The following is a 19613-nucleotide window of genomic DNA, read 5'->3' on the forward strand; positions in this document are numbered from 1 at the left end:
GCGGGCCGATCATATCAAAGGGGGCGGGGTTCCCTTCACGGGGAACCCCGGATCAATTCAGGGAGCATAAGGCAATGAAGACGATCGGATCGAGGATGGCAGTGGCTGCCGTCGCACTCATGGCGCCGGCCATCGGCTGGGCTCAGCCGGCGGCGCCGGCGCCGGGGCAGGGTGCCCCGGACCAGGCGGCGTCGTGCCGCCCCCAGGGCATGTTCGCGCCGCCGCCCAGCTACAAGCCGGTCGAGCAGCTGGCCGACGGCCGCGTGACCTTCCGCATCTGCGCACCCGAGGCGCAGGAAGTGAAGGTAACCAGCACCGACAATGCCGACGCCATCCCGATGGGCTTTCCGCCGGGCACGCCGTACGGCCTGGCGATGACGCGCGACGCGAGCGGCCTGTGGAGCGCGACCACGATCAAGCCGGTGGCAGCCGACACCTATCGCTTCAACTTCCAGGTCGACGGCGCCCGCGTGCCGAACCCGATGGGCACCACCTGGTCCGAGGAGCGGATGGGGATCAACTCGACCTTCGAGACGATGGGTCCCGAGGGCGCGTTCCAGACCTATCGCCGCGAGGTGCCGCACGGCACCGTGTCGGAGATCGAATACTGGTCGGAATCGCTGGGCGTGAAGCGCCGGGCGCACGTCTATACCCCGCCGGGCTATATGAACGGCACCACCAAATATCCGGTGCTGTACCTGGTGCACGGTGCCGGCGACAGCGACGACAGCTGGACCAGCGTCGGCCATGCCCATTACATTCTCGACAACCTGATCGCCGAGGGCAAGGCGAAGCCGATGATCGTGATCATGCCGTTCGGCCATACGCCCGACCGGCCCGGCACCGACCTGCTCAACAACAACGACTTCGGCAACGACATGCTGAAGGACCTGATGCCGCAGGTCGAGCGCAGCTTCCGCACGCTCAACACGCCGCAGAGCCGCGCCATGGCGGGCCTGTCGATGGGCGGGGCGCACACGATCCGCAACGGGCTGACCCATTCGGACCTGTTCCGCTATATCGGCATCTTCTCGATGGGGCTGGGCTTCGGCCCGGACGCGCAGAAGCAGGTCACCGACTACGAGACCGCCAACGATGCCGCGCTGAAGCGCGGGGCGAAGGAGTTCAAGCTGGTCTATTATGCGATGGGCAAGGAGGATTTCCTCTATCCCACCGTCGCGCCGACCCGCGGCGTGCTGAACAAATACGGCATCGCCCATGTCTATGAGGAGACGCCGGGCGGCCACACCTGGATCAACTGGCGGCGCTATCTCGCCGATTTCGCGCCGCGCCTGTTCCAATAGTCCGTTCTGCCCGGGGGAGGGGCTGGCCTCCCCCGGCAATGACGTTGCACCGGGCTTTGTGAACGTTCACAAGGCCCGAAAATCACGATGAGAGGTTAGACATGAGATTCGGTCCGATCGCCCTTGGGCTCCTGGCCAGCGTCGCCGTCGCGCTGCCCGCCGCGGCGCAGGAAAAGCGCGCGGGCTCCGCCGTCGCCAACCCCGCCTTGTGGCCGGTGGTGAAGAGCAAGGTGACCAGGGATCCGCGGATCGAGGCTCGGGTCGAGCAACTGCTTGCCGCCATGTCGGTCGAGGACAAGGTCGGCCAGCTGATCCAGGTCGACATCGCCAACATCAAGCCCGAGGATCTGAAGACCTACAAGCTGGGGTCGATCCTCAACGGCGGCGCCAGCGGCCCCTATGGCAATGACAAGGCGCCGCCGGCCGACTGGCTGCGGCTGGCCGACGAATTCTACACCGCGTCGATGGACCGCGCCGATGGCCGGCCCAAGGTGCCGGTGATCTGGGGCACCGATGCGGTGCACGGCAACAACAACGTCCCCGGCGCCACGCTCTTCCCGCACAATATCGGCCTGGGCGCGTCGCGAAACTACGACCTGGCCCGCCGCATCGGCGAGGCGACGGCGGTCGAGACCGCGGCCGCCGGCCAGGACTGGACCTTCGCGCCCACCGTCGCGGTGGCGCAGGACGACCGCTGGGGCCGCACCTATGAAAGCTATTCGGAGGATCCGGCGGTCGTGCGCGGCTTTGCCGGGGCGGTGGTCGAGGGTATCCAGGGCCGCCCGGGCAGCAAGGACTTCCTGCTGCCCAACCGGGTCGTGTCATCCACCAAGCATTTCCTGGCCGACGGCGCGACCGAGGGCGGGCGCGACCAGGGCGATGCGCTGGTCACCGAGCGCGAGCTGATCGACGTCCATCTGCCCGGCTATATCTCCGCGGTCGAGGCGGGGACGCAGATCATCATGGTCAGCTTCTCGAGCTGGAACGGGGTCAAGATGACCGCCAATCGCAGCATCCTGACCGATGTGCTGAAGGACCGGATCGGATTCGACGGCTTCCTGGTCAGCGACTGGAACGCACATGGCCAGCTGCCCGGCTGCACGACCGAGAATTGCCCGTCGGCGATCAATGCCGGGCTCGATATGTTCATGTATTCGGGCGACAAGTGGAAGTCGCTGTACGACAATACGCTGGCCCAGGCGAAGTCGGGCGAGATCCCGGCCGCGCGGCTGGACGACGCCGTCCGCCGGATCCTGCGCGTGAAGCTGCGCTCCGGCCTGTTCGAGGCGGGCAAGCCCTCGTCGCGCGCGCTGGGCGGCAAGTTCGAGCTGATCGGCGCGCCCGAGCATCGCGCGCTCGCGCGCCAGGCGGTGCGTGAATCGATGGTGCTGCTGAAGAATGAAGGCGTGCTGCCGCTGAAGCCCAGCGCCAACATCCTGATCGCCGGCACCGCGGCCGACGACATCTCGCAGGCGACCGGCGGCTGGTCGATCACCTGGCAGGGCAACGACGTCACCAAGGCGGATTTCCCCAACAGCCAGACGATCCGCGACGGCATCGAGCAGACGGTGGCGGCCGCCGGCGGCAAGGCAAGCTATTCGGCCGACGGCAGCTTCACCACCCGACCCGACGCCGCGATCGTGGTCTTCGGCGAAAAGCCCTATGCCGAGATGCTGGGCGACCGGCCGAACCTGGAATTCAGCCCCGGCGACAAGTCGGCGCTCGAACTGCTGCGCAAGCTGAAGGGCCAGAAGATCCCGGTCGTCGCGGTCTTCCTCTCCGGCCGGCCGATGTGGGTCAATGCCGAGATGAATGCGTCCGATGCGTTCGTCGCCGCCTTCCTGCCCGGGACCGAGGGTGGGGGCGTCGCCGATGTCCTGTTCCGCAAGGCCGATGGCGGCATCGCCCATGACTTCAAGGGCACGCTCAGCTTCTCCTGGCCGAAGCGCCTCGACCAGTTCGTGCTCGACCGCCGCCGCGCCGGCTACGACCCGCTGTTCCCGTTCGGCTATGGCCTGACCTATGCCAGGCCCGGCCGGGTGCCGACGCTGAACGAGGACCGCCCGATGGGCAGCGCGATGACCACCGATATCGTCTTCGGCCGCGGCGGATCGCCCGACGGATGGAACCTGGTGCTCTACGGCGTGCCGCAGATGCCCAAGTCGGTGGTGACCGGATCGACCGGCGCGCTGTTCGGCGACCTGTTCAAGGTGCGCAACGTCGACCGCCGCACCCAGGAGGATTCGCGCGCCTTCACCTGGACCGGCCGCATCCCGGCCGAGGCGCGGTTCGAGCCGGCCCGCCCGATCGACCTCAGCCGCCAGGCGGCGGCGGGCGACAGCCTGATCGTCGAGTTCCGCGTCGATACCGCGCCGACCGGCCCGGTCGAGCTGGGCATGGTCAGCGGCGACGTGACCCGCGTCATCGTGCCGATCACCGATGCGGTGAAGGCCGCGCCGGCAGGCGGCTGGCAGCGCGTGGCGGTTCCGCTGCGCTGCTTCGCCGGCAAGGGGCTGGACATGGCCCGCATCACCGCACCCTTCGTGCTGGCCAGCCCGGGCGCGATGGGGCTGACCGTGTCCGACGTCCGGCTGGGCAAGGCCGAGGCGCCCTTGCCCTGTCCGGCCGGGTAACAGCGGCTGCGAGCGGCGCGGCTTTTCGAGTCGCGCCGCTTGGCAAGGGGCATGGACACCGATAACCACCACGCGGCGACTGTTCGCAGCAAGGTTCCGGAACCCATGACCAGGCGCGGCGCGTCGCTGACCATCTACGATATCGCGAAATCGGCGAGCGTGTCGCCCAAGACGGTATCGCGGGTGATCAACCGCAACCCGCAGGTCGGGGCGGAGCTTCGCGATCGCGTCAACAAGGCGATCGAGGAACTCGGCTATGAACCCAATCTGTCCGCGCGCGCGCTGAAGGGGCCGCGCGGCTACACGCTGGCGATGCTGACCCATCCCGAACTGGTCGAGCCGCCCGAGGACGACGACTGGTTCCTCGTCCCCTATATCGGTGCGCTGGAGGCGGCGGCCCTGCGCACCGCGCAGCAATATGGCTATCGCTTCCTGGTCGAGGGCGTCCATCTCGATGCCGAGGCGATGGCGCGGGACCTGTCGCGCTATCAGCGGCGCCAGATCGACGGCGTGGTGCTGGTGCCGCCCGTCTGCGACGATGCGGGGTTGCTCGATGCGCTGGCCGCGCGCGCGATCCCCTCGGTGCGCATCTCGCCGGGCATCGCCCCCGAGCGCGGGGCGACGATCTCGATCGACGAGCGCGGCGGCGCGCGGGCGGCGACCGAGCATCTGCTGGGCCTGGGCCATCGGCGCATCGCGATGATCTCGGGCCCCAGCGATCACGGCGCGGCGACGGCGCGCGTCGATGGCTTTCGCGACGCCATGGCGGGGGTGGCCGATGCCTGGGAACCGCCGATCGCGCAGGGCGACTTCCTGCCCGCCTCGGGCTATCGCATCACCGGCGACCTGCTGGACCGGGCCGAGCCGCCGACCGCGATCTTCGCCGCCAATGACGGCATGGCCGCGGGCGTGATCGCCGCCGGCATCGACCGCGGCCTGCGCCTGCCGCGCGACCTGTCGGTGGTCGGCTTCGACGACACCGATGCGGCGCGCTACACCTGGCCGCCGCTCACCACGGTCCGCCAGCCGCTGACGCTGATGGCGCGCGAGGCGATCGAGCTGCTGTCGGCGATGGTCGACGGCCTGTCCGACGCGCCGGCGCACGTCCAGCTCGACCACCGGCTGGTCGTGCGCAAATCGACCTGTCCGCCTCTTTAATTTATTCGCGCGGAGACGCGGAGGCGCAGAGGGGGTGCGGTCTGGGTCGGCGTAGACGCAGCATTCGGCAACTCCGTGTTCCGGCGAAGGCCGGAACCCAGTTGGGAAAGCCCCCTGGCTCTCGCGAACACTCGCATGCACCGCAGCTGGGCTCCGGCCTTCGCCGGAGCACGAGGCTGATGTGATACGGGCGTCGCTTGGGAAGGCTCAGCCCAGGCGACGGAGGCGTTGCGCCTACTCTGCGCCTCTGCGTCTCTGCGCGAATCCCACTTCCTTCACCCTAGACGCCGCCGCCTCACTTCAACCACTGAGCCAGCCGCCAGCAGTCGCCGACGCGGTTGAAGACATAGGCGCGGGGCTTGCCGGTGTGGCGGATCAGCGTCCTGCCGTCCCCTTCGCCTTCGTCCTTGAACAGGCCCGGCCGATACTCGATCCGGCCCGCGCCGCCGGGCAGGTCGCTGATGCTGATCGTGAGTTCGGTGAACGGCGTCTGGTCCTTCTCCCAGCGCACCACCGACGCCCGGTCGGCCCAGCTATAGTCGACCATGGTGATCTCGAACGCTTCGGGATTGACCGGACGGGCGGCGCCGGGGCGCGACGGGGCGGCAAAGCTGCGCTCCTCAAGCGTGGCGGGCGTGTATTTCCTGCGCACATCGGCCGACGAGATGAACGCCTGCAGGAAGCTCTCGAAGTCGCCGCCGGGGCAGGTGGCCTGGGCGTTTGCCGGGTGGGCATCGGACGTCACCGCGCCCTGCGCCGGCCTCGTTGCGGGGGTCAGGCCGGTGGCGGCCAGCACGGCCAGGGCAAGCGAAGTGATCATGTGGCGGGAACCCTCTGCTGTTTTGTCGGTATTGCCTTGCGGTCGAATTGAACGGTGTCAATATCCGTTTGACCGGCCGAGAACGGCTTTGCGCCGTCGAAGGTTCCGGTCCCGTACACAGGAGTAACATATGAACCTGATCGCGATCCTCCTGACCCAGATGGCGGTAGCGATGCCGGTGGCCGACGCGCCGGCTCCGGCTCCGGTCGCCCCGCAGGCCGCGGCCCCGGCAATCGAGCGCTATGTCGGCAAATATCCGTTCGACAAGGTCGACGGCGTCGCCTTTCTCGATCACCCCAAGGTGCGCGCCGCGGTGCAGGCGGTGGTTGCCGATCCGGTGGTCCGCAAATGGGTGCTTCAGGCCAACGACAGCCCGTCGCCCGCCATCTATCGCCTGGGCGCGGAGATCGTCGCGGTCGGATGCCAGGCCCATGCCTGTGGCGAGCGCAACTGGGCGATCCTGGTCGATCCGGGCCGGATGTCGGCGCGCGTCTGCTATTTCAACGGGACCACCGCCCGGTGGTTCCCGGCGATCGGCCGGCCGCTGAACGGCGTCGACGAATGCCCGTTCGATCCGCCCAAGGGCAAGTGACGCTGCTGGAAGGGGATGGTCCCGGACGCCGACTGGGTGCTGGCAGGCGACGCCCGGGTGAGATCCAGATAGCGCAGGCATGTTTCGCCCGAAGCGCGATTTGGTAAGCTTTTGTTGCTGGCGGGATTTTCGACCGTCAGCGAGAAGTGGACTGCGTCGCGGCGGGCGCGGGGCACGCGCCGCGCCGGCGGGTCATGCGCCAGTTGGTGATATGGGCGATCGCCACCGCAATGCTGCCCGCGACGGTCAGGAAGGTCTCGCCGCGCGGCGTGACCGGTCCGGCATAGCCCAGCGCCATCAGCGACAGTCCGGTGATCGCCAGGCCCAGGACGATGCTGCGCCCATGGCGGCGATGACCCGATCGCAGTGCGAACAGGCTGACCGGGACGGCGGCCGCCAGCACGAAGCCGTGAAAACTATCGGGCAGGTGCAGCACCGCGCCCAGCACCGGCAGCGCGGCGAGCAGCAGCGGCAGCGCCAGGCAGTGGATCAGGCAGGTCAGCGACAGCGCGGTGGCGACGCCGTCCAGCCAGGATTGTCGAACCATGATGTCCAGTCGGGCAGGCGGTAAAGTGGCAGGGCGAGCTGCCCATATGATACATTATATCATGGTTTCAAGGGCTGCCGGTCGAGCGTTTTTCAGCTCGGACGGGGTCAGTCGAGCAGCGCCGCGTAACGTCGGTTCAGCTGGATCGCGCGCGCGGCATCCTGCCGCGCGCCCTCGGCATCGCCCTGGTCGCGGCGCAGCAGGCTGCGCGCATACCAGCCGCGCGCGGCACGGGGCGCTAGGCGGATCGCCTCGTCCAGGTCGGCGCGGGCGCGGGCGGGGTTGCCGCTGCGCCGATGGGCCAGCCCGCGATTGAGCCAGGCGAGGGGGTTTCCGGAATCGCGCGCGATCGCCCGGTCGAAAGCGGCGATCGCCGGGCGCCACTCGCCCTGCCATGCGCGCGTCAGGCCCTGGCCGAGCGCGGCGGCTGCCTCTCCCTTCGCTCCCCCGGCGTCGGCGTCGATCGCGCGGCGGCAATTGCGCAGGCTGCGCGCGGGGTCGTCGATGGTGCAGGCATTCCAGTCACCCCGCCGCGCCGCGGGTGCAGGGTCAATGCTTTCGGCGGAGAGCGCCGTGACGCTGGCCACCGCACGTCGTGACACGTCCTCGCGTTCACGCGCCACGCGCTGTCCGGTGACGACGATCTCCTGCGCGCCTTCGGCGTCGGGCGCTGCCGCCGCCATGCGTGCGTCGTTCGCCGGCGCAGGGCGCGGCGGTGCGCGACGCGCCATCACCCGGGGGTCGGGCCGCGGTTCGCCGACCGGAGCCATATCCGCCGGGGCGGCCGCGGGAGGTGTCATCGCTTCCTCGCGCATCGGCGCGGGCGGAGCGCGCTTGGCGGCAATTGGCGGTGCGGCCGTCTTCGGCTCGGGCGCGGCGTCTGCCTGCCCCTCGGTTGCCTGCGGCATAGCCGGGGCGGACGGCGCATCGGCGGCCTGTGGCGCGGGGGCAGGGGCGCGGTTCGCCGCGATCTGCTCCGCCACCTCGTCGCGCGGGGCCATCAGCGTCACGGGAATGCCGACCAACGCCACCAGCAGGATCGACGCGGCGACCCCCGCCTGGGGCCCGCTCAGCCGCCACCAGGGGCGATCGTCATTGGCGGGGCGTGCTACCTCGGCGGGCGCAGCGTCCGGATCGGCCAGCCCGTCGAACCGCCGCATCGCCGCCGCCAGCGCCGCCTCGCGCCGCTCCGCCCGCGGCTCGGGCGCCCGCGGCAACAGCGCGCCAATATCCTCGTCACCAGGCATCAGGCGCTGCCCCCGACAGGCAAACCCAAACCCCGCCGTCACCCCGGCCGAAGTGCCGGGGTCCACCCGTCCTCCATCCGGCGCTCACGGCCGATACGCGGCGTTCGCCCAGTAATCCCGCCCGACCAATGCGTCCCGCCGAACCCGGAACTCCGGGATGTGCCTCGCGGTGGATCCCGGCACTTCGGCCGGGATGACGGGTGTTGCGTGGCGCCGTCATTCGCTCCTCGGACGCTGCCGCAATTGCGGGGGGCAGGTCCTCGCCCCAAACCCCGCCGTCACCCCGGCCGCAGTGCCGGGGTCCACCCATCCTCCATCCTGCACCCTCAGCCGATACGCGGCGTTCGCCCAGTAATCCCGCCCGACCACAGCGTCCCGCCAGACCCGCAGCTCCGGGATGCGCCTCGCGGTGGATCCCGGCACTACGGCCGGGATGACGGGTGGTTTGTGACGCCGTCTTCCACCCCTCGGACGCCGCCGCAATTGCGGGGGGCAGGTCCTCGCCCCAAACCCCGCCGTCACCCCGGCCGGGGTGACGGGTGGGGGTAAGCCCCTCTCGCACCGCTCCGGCAGGCGCGGCGGGATGGCGCGCATGGGAGGGGTAGAGGCGGCGCATGGACATTGGAGCGAACCTATAGCTGCATTTGCCGACCCGTCTAAGGCATGATGTTCCGGCCGGACGCCCGGCCGAAACGGGACCGCCGCACGCAAGCGCGACACGCGCGCGGCGGTCCCGCCCCGGCTCGGCCCCCCGCCGGAGCCTAGCGCGCGGCCAGCGACCGCGCGGTCTTCGCGGTGCGCACCAGGTCGACGAACCCGGCGCGATAGCCGAAGGGATCGTCGCCGCGCGCCGCCAGTGCCATCGCGATGACATCGTCATAGCTGAGCGTGCCGGTGTGCTTGCCGCCGCGCAGCAGCTCGGCAAAGCCCGCAACCGCGGTGGCGAAGCGGGCCTCGCGCGGCGCGTCCTGGAAGCGGGCGACGGCGCTGCCTGCCTCGATCGGGGTGGAGATCAGACGGCTGGTGTCCGACTTGGGCAGCTTGTAGCGGATCTTCACATAGCCCAGCTCGCCGCTGCGGCCGGCGGGCGCCGCCAGTTCGCTGGCATAGCGCAGCGTGCCATTGGCCAGCGGCCCGCCGACCGGCACGATCTCGTAGATCGCGGTCACGCTCTGGCCCGATCCGACCTCGCCGGCATCGACCTTGTCATTGTCGAAATCCTCGCGGTTCAGCGCGCGCGTCTCATACCCGATCAGGCGATATTCGGCGACGCGGGCGGGATTGAACTCGACCTGGATCTTCACGTCCTTGGCGATCGGGAACAGCGTCGATCCCGCTTCCTCGACCAGTGTCTTCCGCGCCTCGCCGATCGTGTCGATATAGGCGGCGGTGCCGTTGCCGTTCTGCGCCAGCGTCTGCATCAGCGCGTCGTTGTAATTGCCCATGCCGAAGCCGAGCACCGACAGGAAGATGCCCTTGGCCCGCTCGCGCTCGATCACGCCCTTCAGCTCGTCGGTGTTCCGCACGCCGATGTTGAAGTCGCCATCGGTGGCCAGCATCACCCGGTTGACGCCGTCCGCGGCGAAATTCTGCTCGGCCAGCGCATAGGCCTGGCGGATGCCCTCGGCCCCGGCAGTGCCGCCGCCCGCGCCCAGCCGGTCGATCGCGGCGCGGATCTTCGCCTTCTCGCTGCCGCGCGTCGGCTCCAGCACGGTGCCGGCCGACCCGGCATAGGCGACGATCGCCACGCTGTCGCGCGCGTCCAGCGTCTCGAGCAGCAGGCCCAGTGCCTGTTTGACGAGCGACAGCTTGTTCGGCTCGTCCATCGACCCCGAGGTGTCGACCAGGAACACCAGGTTCGCACGCGGCCGCGTGGCGCGCTGGACCTCATGCCCCTTGATCGCGATGCGGACCATCTGGCGGCCGGGCGTGAACGGGCTGGGATACAGCGCGATGTCGGTGGCGAAGGGCTGGGTCGTGCTGCGCGGCGCGGCATAGTCATAGGGGAAGTAATTCACCATCTCCTCGGTCCGCACAGCCGCCGGCTGGGGCAGGACATTGCGCGACAGCGAGGCGCGCACGAAGCTGTAGGCGGCGGTGTCGACGTCGATCGAGAAGGTGGACACCGGATCCTGCTTCGCCACCTTGAACGGGTTCTCGGAAAAGGTGGTGAACCGGTCGCGGCCTTCGTCGCGATACTGGGGCGGCAGGCGGCGGTCGGGCATATAGACCGACCGCACCGACGGCCCCATCATCACCGGCGCGCGCATGCGCCCTACCGGCGCGGCCTTGCCCCCGACACTGGTGCCGGTAACGACGACCTCCTCCGTAGGCAGAGTCTCGACGGCTAGGACGGTGATATTGCTCGATTGAACCGCTTCGGCAGGTTCGGGGCGGGGATGGCGGGTCTCCGTCACGACGATATCGCTCTGCGGCTCGGCTTCGGTTGCCGCAATCTGCGGCGCCGGACTCGGCTCGGCGACGACGACCGGTGCGGGGGTTTCGGTCGAGGCGACCCGCGTATCGCGGCCGCTTTCGGCACAGGAGGCGAGGGCTGCGAGGGCGACGCCGGTGACGAGAATCTGGTGAAGGCGGGGCATGATCTTCTCCCTTGAGTGCGGCGGTCGATCTCGTCCGCCACATCCTTCGACGCGGCTCCGGGGAGGATCCTTGGGTGGGTGGTGAAATTTATTTCAAGGCAGACGCTCGCAGTTCGTCAGCCGTCGCGACCAGTAGCGTTGCGAAGCAGAGGCTTTGCCGTCACCCAATCGAAGCACGACGATGGATATCAGGATCAATATGGTCAGGCTCTCCTGAGAGACTGAGTGATCCGCGCCTGCAGATCGGCCCCGACGCGACGAAACCCCAACAATCTCGCGGCGGTCCTGACTAGATCTGCATCGTTGCCACCGGCGTTGTCATCTCGTGCGATCGCCAGTGCAGCCTCGATCTCCAGCGTTGAGATATAAGCTGCTTTCACAATCATACCGCTCTCGGAAGAGCGATCGCGCACAGGGGGTGTTTCGGACTGCGCGCGAGTGAACCAGAAGGTTCCATCACTCAAAAGGTCGCTATTGCGTGATTGCGCTCGCATCAGGGCCGATCTGGTGGCGGTAAGGATGCGCGATCCTGCCTTTTCCTTGCCGAAGCAGGTCGCGATGCGACGGCTGACCTCTTCGAAATGGATCGGGCCTTCACCGGCCACGATTTGCTGCGCGATGCTGGCGAGGATCGAGACAGCGACTTCGTGCGGCTCCTGAGCGCTATGGACTGAAACCGATGCGCGTTGGTAAGGCGGCATCCTTCGTTCGACGATGTCTGGAACCTCAATCACCGAAGTTGTGTTTTCATCGGGAGCGACGACGAGCCGGGCGCGGTTCGCGCCATCAATGTGGATACCGCGCTCTGCGATCTCTGTCGCCGCGAGCAAGGCGGTGCGCAACCGTTCGATTTCGACCCGACGGTTATAAAACCAGTCGGTGCTCCAGATACGATGAAAGTTCCACCCCAGATGCTGCAACACGTCCTGCCTCAATCGGTCGCGTTCACGCGCCCATAGGGCGCTGTGATAGGATGCGCCATCGCACTCGACCGCAAGCAGATACGTTCCGGGCTTGTTGGGATGGCGGACGCCGATATCGATCCGAAAGCCGGCCGACCCGACTTGCGGATCGGCCAGGTAACCGAAGCTACGAATGACATCTGCGACATCCTCCTCGAACGGCGTATCGGCTTCCAGTCCGGTAGGCGAGTGTTCCTCGATCCGTCCGCTCTTGGCGAATTCCAGAAAGCGCTTCAGGATTCGCGGGCCTTCCCCTGCCGTCCGCGATACGTCGATGTCACCCGGATCAAATGAGGCGAAAACTTCGCACCGAACGCGAGCGCGCGTAAAGAGAACGTTCAATCGTCGCTCACCACCTTCGCCATTGACCGGCCCGAATGACATGCTGGTCAAGCGTCCGCCCGGAACAGTGGGACCATAGCCCACGCTGACCAAGATCACGTCGCGCTCATCGCCTTGCACGTTTTCGATGTTCTTGACGAAGAGGTCCTCTACCTGGCCCTCGCGCAGAAACATGTCCAATGTCGGGTCTGTCCGCCGCGCCGCCTCAAGCAACTCGGTAATTAGGTTGCGCTGCGCGAATGAGAAGGTGACGACGCCTAGCGACAATGTCGGGTGCAACCGAGCGTGCTCCGCCACACGCGCGACGATTGCTTCGCCTTCCTTGCGATTGTCTCGCTTGCCGCCTTTGTCGTAGGCGCCGTCCACCCGCGTGAAGCAAAGTCCGAAGGCGGGATCCTGTTGAAGGGGCGAGGGAGGGAGGATCAGGCCGTTCTCGTAAAATTCCCTGTTGGACACGTCGATCAGCGACGGGTCGCGCGATCGGTAGTGCCACTTCAACATTCGCGATCCCAAGCCACGTGCCTCGCACAGCGTCAGGATACTTTCCATCTCGCCGACCGTCGCGGCTCCGGCGAGCAACTCCTCGTCTTCCTCACCATCCTCGCTGGTTTCGTCCGCAGCCAAGCGATCGAAAAAGGATGACGGGGGTAGCTGCTTCTGGTCACCGACGACCACAATCTGCTTCGCGCGCGCGATTGCGCCCAGAGCATCTTCAGGTCGTACCTGACTGGCCTCGTCGATAACGAGCAGGTCGAAAGAGAGAATATGTGGCGGGAGATACTGCGCTACCGAGATCGGGCTCATCAGCAGTACGGGCTTGATCCGCTGGATCGCGGTGCCTGCACGCTCGAATAGGCGCCGGATCGCAAGGTGACGCGTCTTCTTGCCGATCTCGCCGCGCAGGACGCCCATCTCACCCTGTGCGCCCTGTGGGACTTGGGCGAGATGAGCCGCGAGAATATCAGTCACGTTTTCCGATAGCCGAGCCCGTTCCAGCGCAGCAAAGTTGCTCACCAACTCGTGACGCTTTTCGGTCGGCAGGGTTTTCAGGACCGGTTCCTGCTCCAGAGCCGAGCGCCAAATACGTTCGGCGCGGGCGAAGCGCAGTTCAACCTTTGCCGCGGCACCGTCCAGGTCGCCCGCGCGCATTCGCTCCGCCAGATCCGGCACGCCGCTGTCCTGCAGCGTGGAATATGCTCGAGCCAATTGCGACCATCCGGCGTACCGATCGATCGAAGCCGCCATGCGTGAAAAGCGTGTCGCCAAATCGACCAGAGGGACACATTCGATGGCGCCTTCGCCGAACATGGATGGGTTCAGGTCAAGCGTATTCACCGCCGCGCTGATCGCCTCCTGTGCGGCGGAATGGGCGGTCCCTAAAGCGCTCCGAAGCGCGCTCAGTGTTGCAGGTTGGGAGGCCAGGGAAATTGCCGCTTCGGAGGATAGGGTCAAGTCGGCTTGTGCCAGTTTCAGGCACCAGTCGGCGATCGAGAGCAGGCGCTCGAAATCGGTTCGCTCCGCGCGCCAGTGGTCGCCGAGCGCTCGCGCGGCGAAGCTTTGGTCGGATTCCCACGATGCGCGTTTCGATGCCACAGCGCTGAGCGTATCGACTAGGGTGACTCGCTCGACCGCCAGCTTCGGTATAGGGTCCCTGAGAAGCCCGGCCAGTTCGCGAGACGCCTGGCGATAGGTGCCGCCCCAGCGCGCGAAAAAGGACCCGACACCGGCGACCAACGGCGCACGCAAATGCGAGACTGAAGCACTGAATGCCGTATCAACGAATATCGCAACGCTGCGATCATGATCCGCGCGCCAGTCGGCGCCAGCGGCCAATGCGTCACGGAGCCGGGGCAGATCGGATGTAGCCAGCATCGCAGCAGCTGCGTCGATCGCGCCAGGGGGCAGGCCATCGAGGCGATCCAGAAGGTCCTCCATCGGCGCAGCTATCACAAGAGATGCTGAAAGCCCGAGGTCCAGAGCGGTGATCGCTTGTGTCAAGACGTCAGCGAGAGTCTGGGCAGTAGATGCGGCGTTCGCCGTCGTCCCGGCAAGCCGGGTTAGATCCACCGGCTGGATATCTAGATTTCGGGTCCCTTCAAATGGATGGCCTGTCGCGCCGCCTTCTTGAGCCACCAGATCAGCATACCGTTCGATCGCCGTCAGGAGTTCCGCTTCACGGTAGCGCGGCATGGTCGCCAGCGCTTCGCCATTTATGGTGGGTGCAGGATCCTTTGCACCGATGAACCGCGCCTGCCGCCCAAGCACGCTGAACGGGGTCTCGCCGGTCGCGCCAATCGGTCGATGCATTACGTCGGCGATGCGGTTCAATCGGTCACGCGCGTCGGTAAGCGCGGTGGGAGCCTGAGGAGAAACGGGGGCGGAGGCGGCCTGAGAGATCGTCCGCGCCAGTTCGGCCAGCACGGTCTTCTTGTTCGCGGAGCGCGAGTGAAGTTCGAGGCAGATGTCGCGCAGGCCAACTTTGACCAGCCGGTCATGAACGACCGACAGCGCCGCCATCTTTTCAGCGACAAAAAGGACGCGCTTCCCCTCGCGCGCGGCGGCGGCGATGATGTTCGTAATCGTCTGGGATTTGCCGGTTCCAGGTGGTCCCTGCACCACTAGGTTTCGGCCGGACCGGACTTCCTCGATGACCTTGGCCTGCGACGCGTCGGCATCGACCACATGGAAGAGCTTTTCTGGCGGAAGGCGTTCGTCCAGGCGATCGTCTGCGTTGAACAGCGGGGTTTCTGCTTCGAAGCCTTCATAAAGCAGCCCGCGGGTCAGAGCATGGTCGGACAGTGCTTCGTCAGGCCAAGCATCTACGTCCAGATCACGATACATGAGGAGCTTGCTGAAGCTGAAAAAGCCGAGCTGCATACCATTCTCGTCGAGACTCCAGCGATCTCGCGGCGCGATGACCTGAGCCACCTCCGCAAAGTAGCTGGAGGGCTGCCAGCCTTCGACAACGTCGATATCGGGTAGGGTGATGCCGAAATCGTCCTTCAGCCGCTGCTGCAGCGGCAGATTGGTCATGATTTCCTCGTCGCGCAGCCGCACATCGTAGGTGGATGTCCGGGCGTTCCGAACCAGTTCGACCGGTAAAAGTACCAGCGGCGCCTCACGCGGGACGGCCGAACTCTTGTCTTCGAACCAGGTCAGGAAACCCAGCGCGAGGTACAGAATGTTAACGCCGCTTTCTTCCTCGGCGGTCTGCGCCTCGCGGGCGACCTTCAGCAGTTTCTTTTGCAGCGTGTCCGGGCCTAGCCGCGTTTCGAGCTGGAGATCGGTATAGCGATCCGTACCGAACTCCTGCTCGGCCGCAGGCACCAGAAAGACCCCGTCATGCTCGGATTCCCTATCGATGCCGATGGCCAGAAAACGCATCGTCTTCGATGAAGACAGGATGGCATGGACGTCATCCGATCGCTCGTTGACGATGTTGATTACATTGCCACGAGTATTGGCTCGATTGACGTGAACCAGTCGATTTCGAGTGCCGGTTTCTACAAGCCGCTTCCGTGTCTGGTCGAACATGCGGGCGATGTTAGACCGGCCTGACCCCTTGGCGCGCGCGTCGTCGTTCAGAATAATAGCCATTTTTCCCCGCGTTCCGCTCTTCACGGCGTTCCACCCATCTTCGCGACGTTAGCCTTGATTGCAACTGCATTTGATAAAAGCCACGCCCCATTTTGGAGATCGGCAAATGACGCTTGTACTCGCACCATATGATGCGCATATGTGGAGCGAAAGGAAGCCGCCATGGCCGAACTCGCTGCTCTGCCCACCGCGCTGCCGCCCCTCCCGGGGGAAGTTCAGAGCTTTGCCCGCGCGGAGGATCGCGTGCGGCTGTCGAGCGTCGCGCTGAAGGCCTATCGCGCGCTGGCGCGGCACTGGGGGCTGTCCAATGGCGAGGCGGCGGCGCTGCTGGGGGTGAGCGACAGCAGCTGGGACCGGATCAAGCGCGGCGCGAAGGAACAGCCGCTGTCGCAGGACCAGCTGACCCGCGCCTCCGCCGCGATCGGCGTCTACAAGGGGCTGCACCTGCTGTTCGCCGATGCGATGGCCGATCGCTGGCCCAAGCTGCCCAATCGCGGCCCGCTGTTCCGCCATCGCAGCCCGGTCGAGGCGATGATCGAGGGCGGCATTCCGGTGATGCTGGAGACGCGTCGCCACGTCGATGCGGTCCGCGGCGGACTGTAAGCCGGTGGCCGATGCGCTGACGATCACGCGCGAGGCGCTGCCGCGCACGGTGCGGCTGGTGTCGACCGCGCGGCTGCGCGAGACCGTGCTGCTGGGCCTGGCCGATGCCGCCGACCAGGCGGCACTGGCCGAGATCGAGGGCGCGACCAGCAGCCGCCTGATGGCGCAGGCGCGCGGCAGCGGCGATGTTGCCTCGCACGAGCTGGTCTATGGCGTGCCCGGCGCGGTCTTCATCAACGCCGCCTTCGCCTATGCGCGGCCGCGCGCGCCCAATCGCTTCAACGGCGCCGATCGCGGTGCCTGGTATGCCGCGCTGGCAGTCGAGACCTGCCTGGCCGAGGTCGGGTTCCACCTCACCGCCTTCCTGGCCGACACCGGCGTGTACGAGGCGGTGGTCGATTATGCCGAGCTGTTCGCCAGCTTTGCCGGCGAGTTCGTCGACCTGCGCGACGACCCCGAGCACGCATCGCTGCATCCCGACCCGCGGCTCGGCTATCCCGCGGGCAATGCGCTGGCCGATGCGGCGCGGGCGCGCGGGCTGAACGGCATCCTCTATCCCTCGGTCCGCGCGCCCGGCGGCACCTGCATCGCCGCGCTGTTCCCGCATGCGGTGCAATCGGTGGCGCAGGGCGACGTCCACCGCATGACCTGGGCCGGATCGCCCGAGCCGCAGGTAAGCCGGATCGTCGGCTGACGGTGCCGCGCATGGTTGTCACCCGCCGCTGCCCGCGGGTAGAGCCGGCGGCGTGACAGACGCATCCGATTCCCGCCCCGGTCCCCATCGCACCGGGCGAGGCCGCACATGAAGCGCACCTATTGGCGCGCGGCGCGGGCGGACAAGGCGAGCGTCATCGTCGATGCCGAGGATTATTTCCGCCTCGCGCGTGCCGCGATGCTGAAGGCGCGGCGGCGGATCATGCTGATCGGCTGGGACTTCGACGCGCGGATCGAGCTGGTGCGCGGCGAGGGCCCCGGACCCGATGACGGCGAGGCGTCGGGCGCCCCGACCAGCGTCGGCGACCTGATCTACTGGCTGGTCGAGCGCAATCCCGATCTGGACGTCTATCTGCTGCGCTGGGACCTGGGGGCGCTCAAGTCGCTGTTCCGCGGCAAGACGATCCTGACCGTGGCCAAATGGGCGGCGCATCCGCGCATCCATGTCATGCTGGACGGGCATCATCCGCCGGCCGCCTCGCATCACCAGAAGATCGTGGTGATCGACGACAGCTTCGCCTTTTGCGGCGGGATCGACATGACCGCCGATCGCTGGGACACGCGCGCCCATCTGGACGACGAACCCGATCGGGTGCGCCCGGGCGGGGCGCCGTCGGATCCGTGGCACGACGCGACCACCGCGCTGCAGGGGCCGGCGGCGGCGGCGCTGGGCCGCCATGCGCGCGACCGGTGGAAGCGGGCGGGGGGCGAGGCGCTGAAGGCGATCCGCGCCAAGCATGAATGCTGGCCCGACGACCTGCCGGTGCAGTTCGAGGATGTCGAGGTCACCATCTCGCGCACCGCGCCGAAGATGGACGACCAGCGCGAGGTGACCGAAATCGAGGCGCTGTATCTCGAGCAGATCGCCCGGGCGAAGCACTGGATCTATGCCGAAAGCCAGTATTTCGCCTCGCGCCGCATCGCCGAGGCGATCGCCCGGCGGCTGGACGAGCCCGACGGTCCGGAGATCGTGCTGATCAACCCGGAGAAGGCCGAGGGCTGGCTCGAGCCGCTGGCGATGGACACGGCGCGCGCACGGCTGGTCCAGGCGCTGCGCACGCGCGATGCGCACGACCGGCTGCGCCTCTATCACCCGTACACGCGCGACGGCACGCCCATCTATGTCCATGCCAAGATCATGATCGTCGACGACATGATCCTGCGCGTCGGATCGTCGAACATGAACAACCGCTCGATGCGGCTCGACACCGAATGCGACGTCTCGATCGACTGCAGCGCGCCGGCCAATGCCGATTGCAGCGCCGCGATCGCGATGGTCCGCAACGACCTGATCGCCGAGCATCTGGGCGTGACCGCGGCCGCGGTGGCCAAGGCGATCGAGGCAAAGGGCTCGCTGATCGCCGCGATCGAGAGCCTGCGCTTCTCCGGCCGCAAGAACGCCAAGGACCGCCGCTGCACATTGCGCGACTATGAGGTGCCCGACATGACCTCGGTCGAGGAATGGCTGGCCGACCACCAGATCCTCGACCCCGAAGGCCCCGAGGAAATGTTCGAGGCGCTGGACGAACGCGGCCTGTTCCGCAACCTGAAGCTGTGGCGCGCGGAATAAGGGTAAAGGGCGCGATAGCGCAGGATCTACGTCAACTTTGCACTTTCTCTTCGTGCCTTCGTGTCTTCGTGTGAGCATCTCTTCGCGAAGACGCACCGATAAGCCGGATTAGAGGATCACACGAAGCCACGAAGAGAAGGGGTCCCTGGAGTGCACCCCTGCGGTGAGACACAGAGCTTAGACACAGATTGTTGTACCTTGTGCTATCGGCTCCGCCGCATGCGGCGGAGCCGATAGCAATCGATCGTCGCCTTCGAATGCCGCCGGTGGCCGATAGGCCAAAGCGGAATGCAGTCTCTGGCGATTATAGACCTTTTCGAGGAAGATGGCGATCCGCGCCTCGACATCGGCTTGGTCGCGATAGCGGCGGCCATCGACCTCCTCGCGCTTGAGCGTGCGCATGAAGCTTTCGGCCATTGCATTGTCCCACGGGCAGCCGGCGCGGCTCATGCTCGGCTGGATCCCCGCGGCGGTGAGGCGCTCCACATAGGCGGTGCAGGCATATTGGATGCCGCGGTCCGAATGGTGCACCAGCTCGCCAGGCGCGACTGTGCGGGCAGCGAGCGCCATGTCGAGCGCCGTGAGAGCGAGTTCAGCCCTGAGATGGTCCGCCAGCGCCCAGCCCACCACGCGGCGGCTCCAGGCGTCGAGGATCACGGCGAGGTAGACGAAACCCTCCGCCAGCCGCACGTAGGTGATGTCGGCCACCCAAAGCTGGTTCGCGCTTGTGGGCATCATCTTGCGCGCCAGATTGGGGTAGACGCTGAAGCGATGGCGGCTGTCGGTCGTCGGCGGACGGAAGGGCCTGTCAGGATTTTCGTGTGCGGGCGGGCGGTTGAACATTACGCCGCCATGGCCTTGATGAAGCGCTCGCCGAAGATGACGGCGAACTGGGCCTTTGCCATGGACCACTCACGTGGCGGC

General features: G+C 67.0%; 13 protein-coding genes. 7 read left to right on the forward strand and 6 right to left on the reverse strand.

What is annotated here, in order from left to right; translation table 11 throughout:
- Positions 1-74 precede the first annotated feature (74 nt).
- The 3 genes from TPR58_RS14755 (at position 75) to TPR58_RS14765 (ending at position 5095) form a co-directional block, all read left to right on the forward strand.
- Positions 75-1304 (forward strand): alpha/beta hydrolase, encoded by a 1230-nt coding sequence (locus TPR58_RS14755; protein ID WP_346247464.1) that lies wholly within the window; start codon positions 75-77, stop codon positions 1302-1304.
- 101 nt (positions 1305-1405) lie between these two features.
- Positions 1406-3937 carry a glycoside hydrolase family 3 protein gene (locus TPR58_RS14760; protein WP_346247466.1) on the forward strand — a complete coding sequence of 844 codons (2532 nt, stop codon included), beginning with the start codon at positions 1406-1408 and terminating at the stop codon, positions 3935-3937.
- A gap of 105 nt (positions 3938-4042) precedes the next feature.
- A complete protein-coding gene (locus tag TPR58_RS14765) occupies positions 4043-5095 on the forward strand; it encodes a LacI family DNA-binding transcriptional regulator (protein ID WP_346247468.1) in 1053 nt (350 codons plus the stop codon).
- 295 nt (positions 5096-5390) lie between these two features.
- Here the strand turns inward: TPR58_RS14765 and TPR58_RS14770 are convergent, their stop codons facing one another.
- Positions 5391-5915: a hypothetical protein gene (locus TPR58_RS14770; RefSeq protein ID WP_346247469.1), complete on the reverse strand. Its 525-nt coding sequence runs from the start codon at positions 5913-5915 to the stop codon at positions 5391-5393.
- Between the two features lie 130 nt (positions 5916-6045).
- On the opposite strand from TPR58_RS14770, the gene TPR58_RS14775 reads away from it, so the two are divergent.
- The gene (locus TPR58_RS14775; RefSeq protein WP_346247470.1) at positions 6046-6507 is read left to right on the forward strand and encodes a hypothetical protein; all 462 of its coding nucleotides are present in this window, start codon (positions 6046-6048) and stop codon (positions 6505-6507) included.
- A gap of 136 nt (positions 6508-6643) precedes the next feature.
- On the opposite strand, the gene TPR58_RS14780 is transcribed toward TPR58_RS14775, so the two are convergent.
- From TPR58_RS14780 to TPR58_RS14795, 4 genes are all read right to left on the reverse strand, one after another.
- Positions 6644-7054: a MerC domain-containing protein gene (locus tag TPR58_RS14780; protein ID WP_346247471.1), complete on the reverse strand. Its 411-nt coding sequence runs from the start codon at positions 7052-7054 to the stop codon at positions 6644-6646.
- Positions 7055-7161: 107 nt separating this feature from the next.
- Positions 7162-8301, reverse strand: a complete 1140-nt coding sequence (locus TPR58_RS14785; RefSeq protein WP_346247472.1) for a tetratricopeptide repeat protein — start codon at positions 8299-8301, stop codon at positions 7162-7164.
- A 761-nt stretch (positions 8302-9062) separates the two neighbouring features.
- Entirely contained in the window at positions 9063-10901 is a 1839-nt protein-coding gene (locus TPR58_RS14790) for a vWA domain-containing protein (protein ID WP_346247473.1), read from the reverse strand.
- A gap of 203 nt (positions 10902-11104) precedes the next feature.
- Positions 11105-15802 (reverse strand): DUF3320 domain-containing protein, encoded by a 4698-nt coding sequence (locus tag TPR58_RS14795; RefSeq protein WP_346247474.1) that lies wholly within the window; start codon positions 15800-15802, stop codon positions 11105-11107.
- Between the two features lie 162 nt (positions 15803-15964).
- Between TPR58_RS14795 and TPR58_RS14800 the strand changes: the two genes are divergently transcribed.
- The 3 genes from TPR58_RS14800 to TPR58_RS14810 all read left to right on the forward strand — a co-directional run bounded on the left by TPR58_RS14800 (position 15965) and on the right by TPR58_RS14810 (position 18689).
- Positions 15965-16405: an antitoxin Xre-like helix-turn-helix domain-containing protein gene (locus tag TPR58_RS14800; protein WP_346247475.1), complete on the forward strand. Its 441-nt coding sequence runs from the start codon at positions 15965-15967 to the stop codon at positions 16403-16405.
- Between the two features lie 4 nt (positions 16406-16409).
- Entirely contained in the window at positions 16410-17099 is a 690-nt protein-coding gene (locus TPR58_RS14805; RefSeq protein WP_346247476.1) for an RES family NAD+ phosphorylase, read from the forward strand.
- 108 nt (positions 17100-17207) lie between these two features.
- Entirely contained in the window at positions 17208-18689 is a 1482-nt protein-coding gene (locus TPR58_RS14810; RefSeq protein WP_346247477.1) for a phospholipase D-like domain-containing protein, read from the forward strand.
- Positions 18690-18866: 177 nt separating this feature from the next.
- On the opposite strand, the gene TPR58_RS14815 is transcribed toward TPR58_RS14810, so the two are convergent.
- A complete protein-coding gene (locus TPR58_RS14815) occupies positions 18867-19532 on the reverse strand; it encodes an IS3 family transposase (protein WP_346247478.1) in 666 nt (221 codons plus the stop codon).
- Positions 19533-19613: the final 81 nt, after the last annotated feature.

It is taken from the genome of Sphingomonas rustica (genome assembly GCF_039652585.1).
GTDB classification, from domain to species: domain Bacteria; phylum Pseudomonadota; class Alphaproteobacteria; order Sphingomonadales; family Sphingomonadaceae; genus Sphingomonas; species Sphingomonas rustica.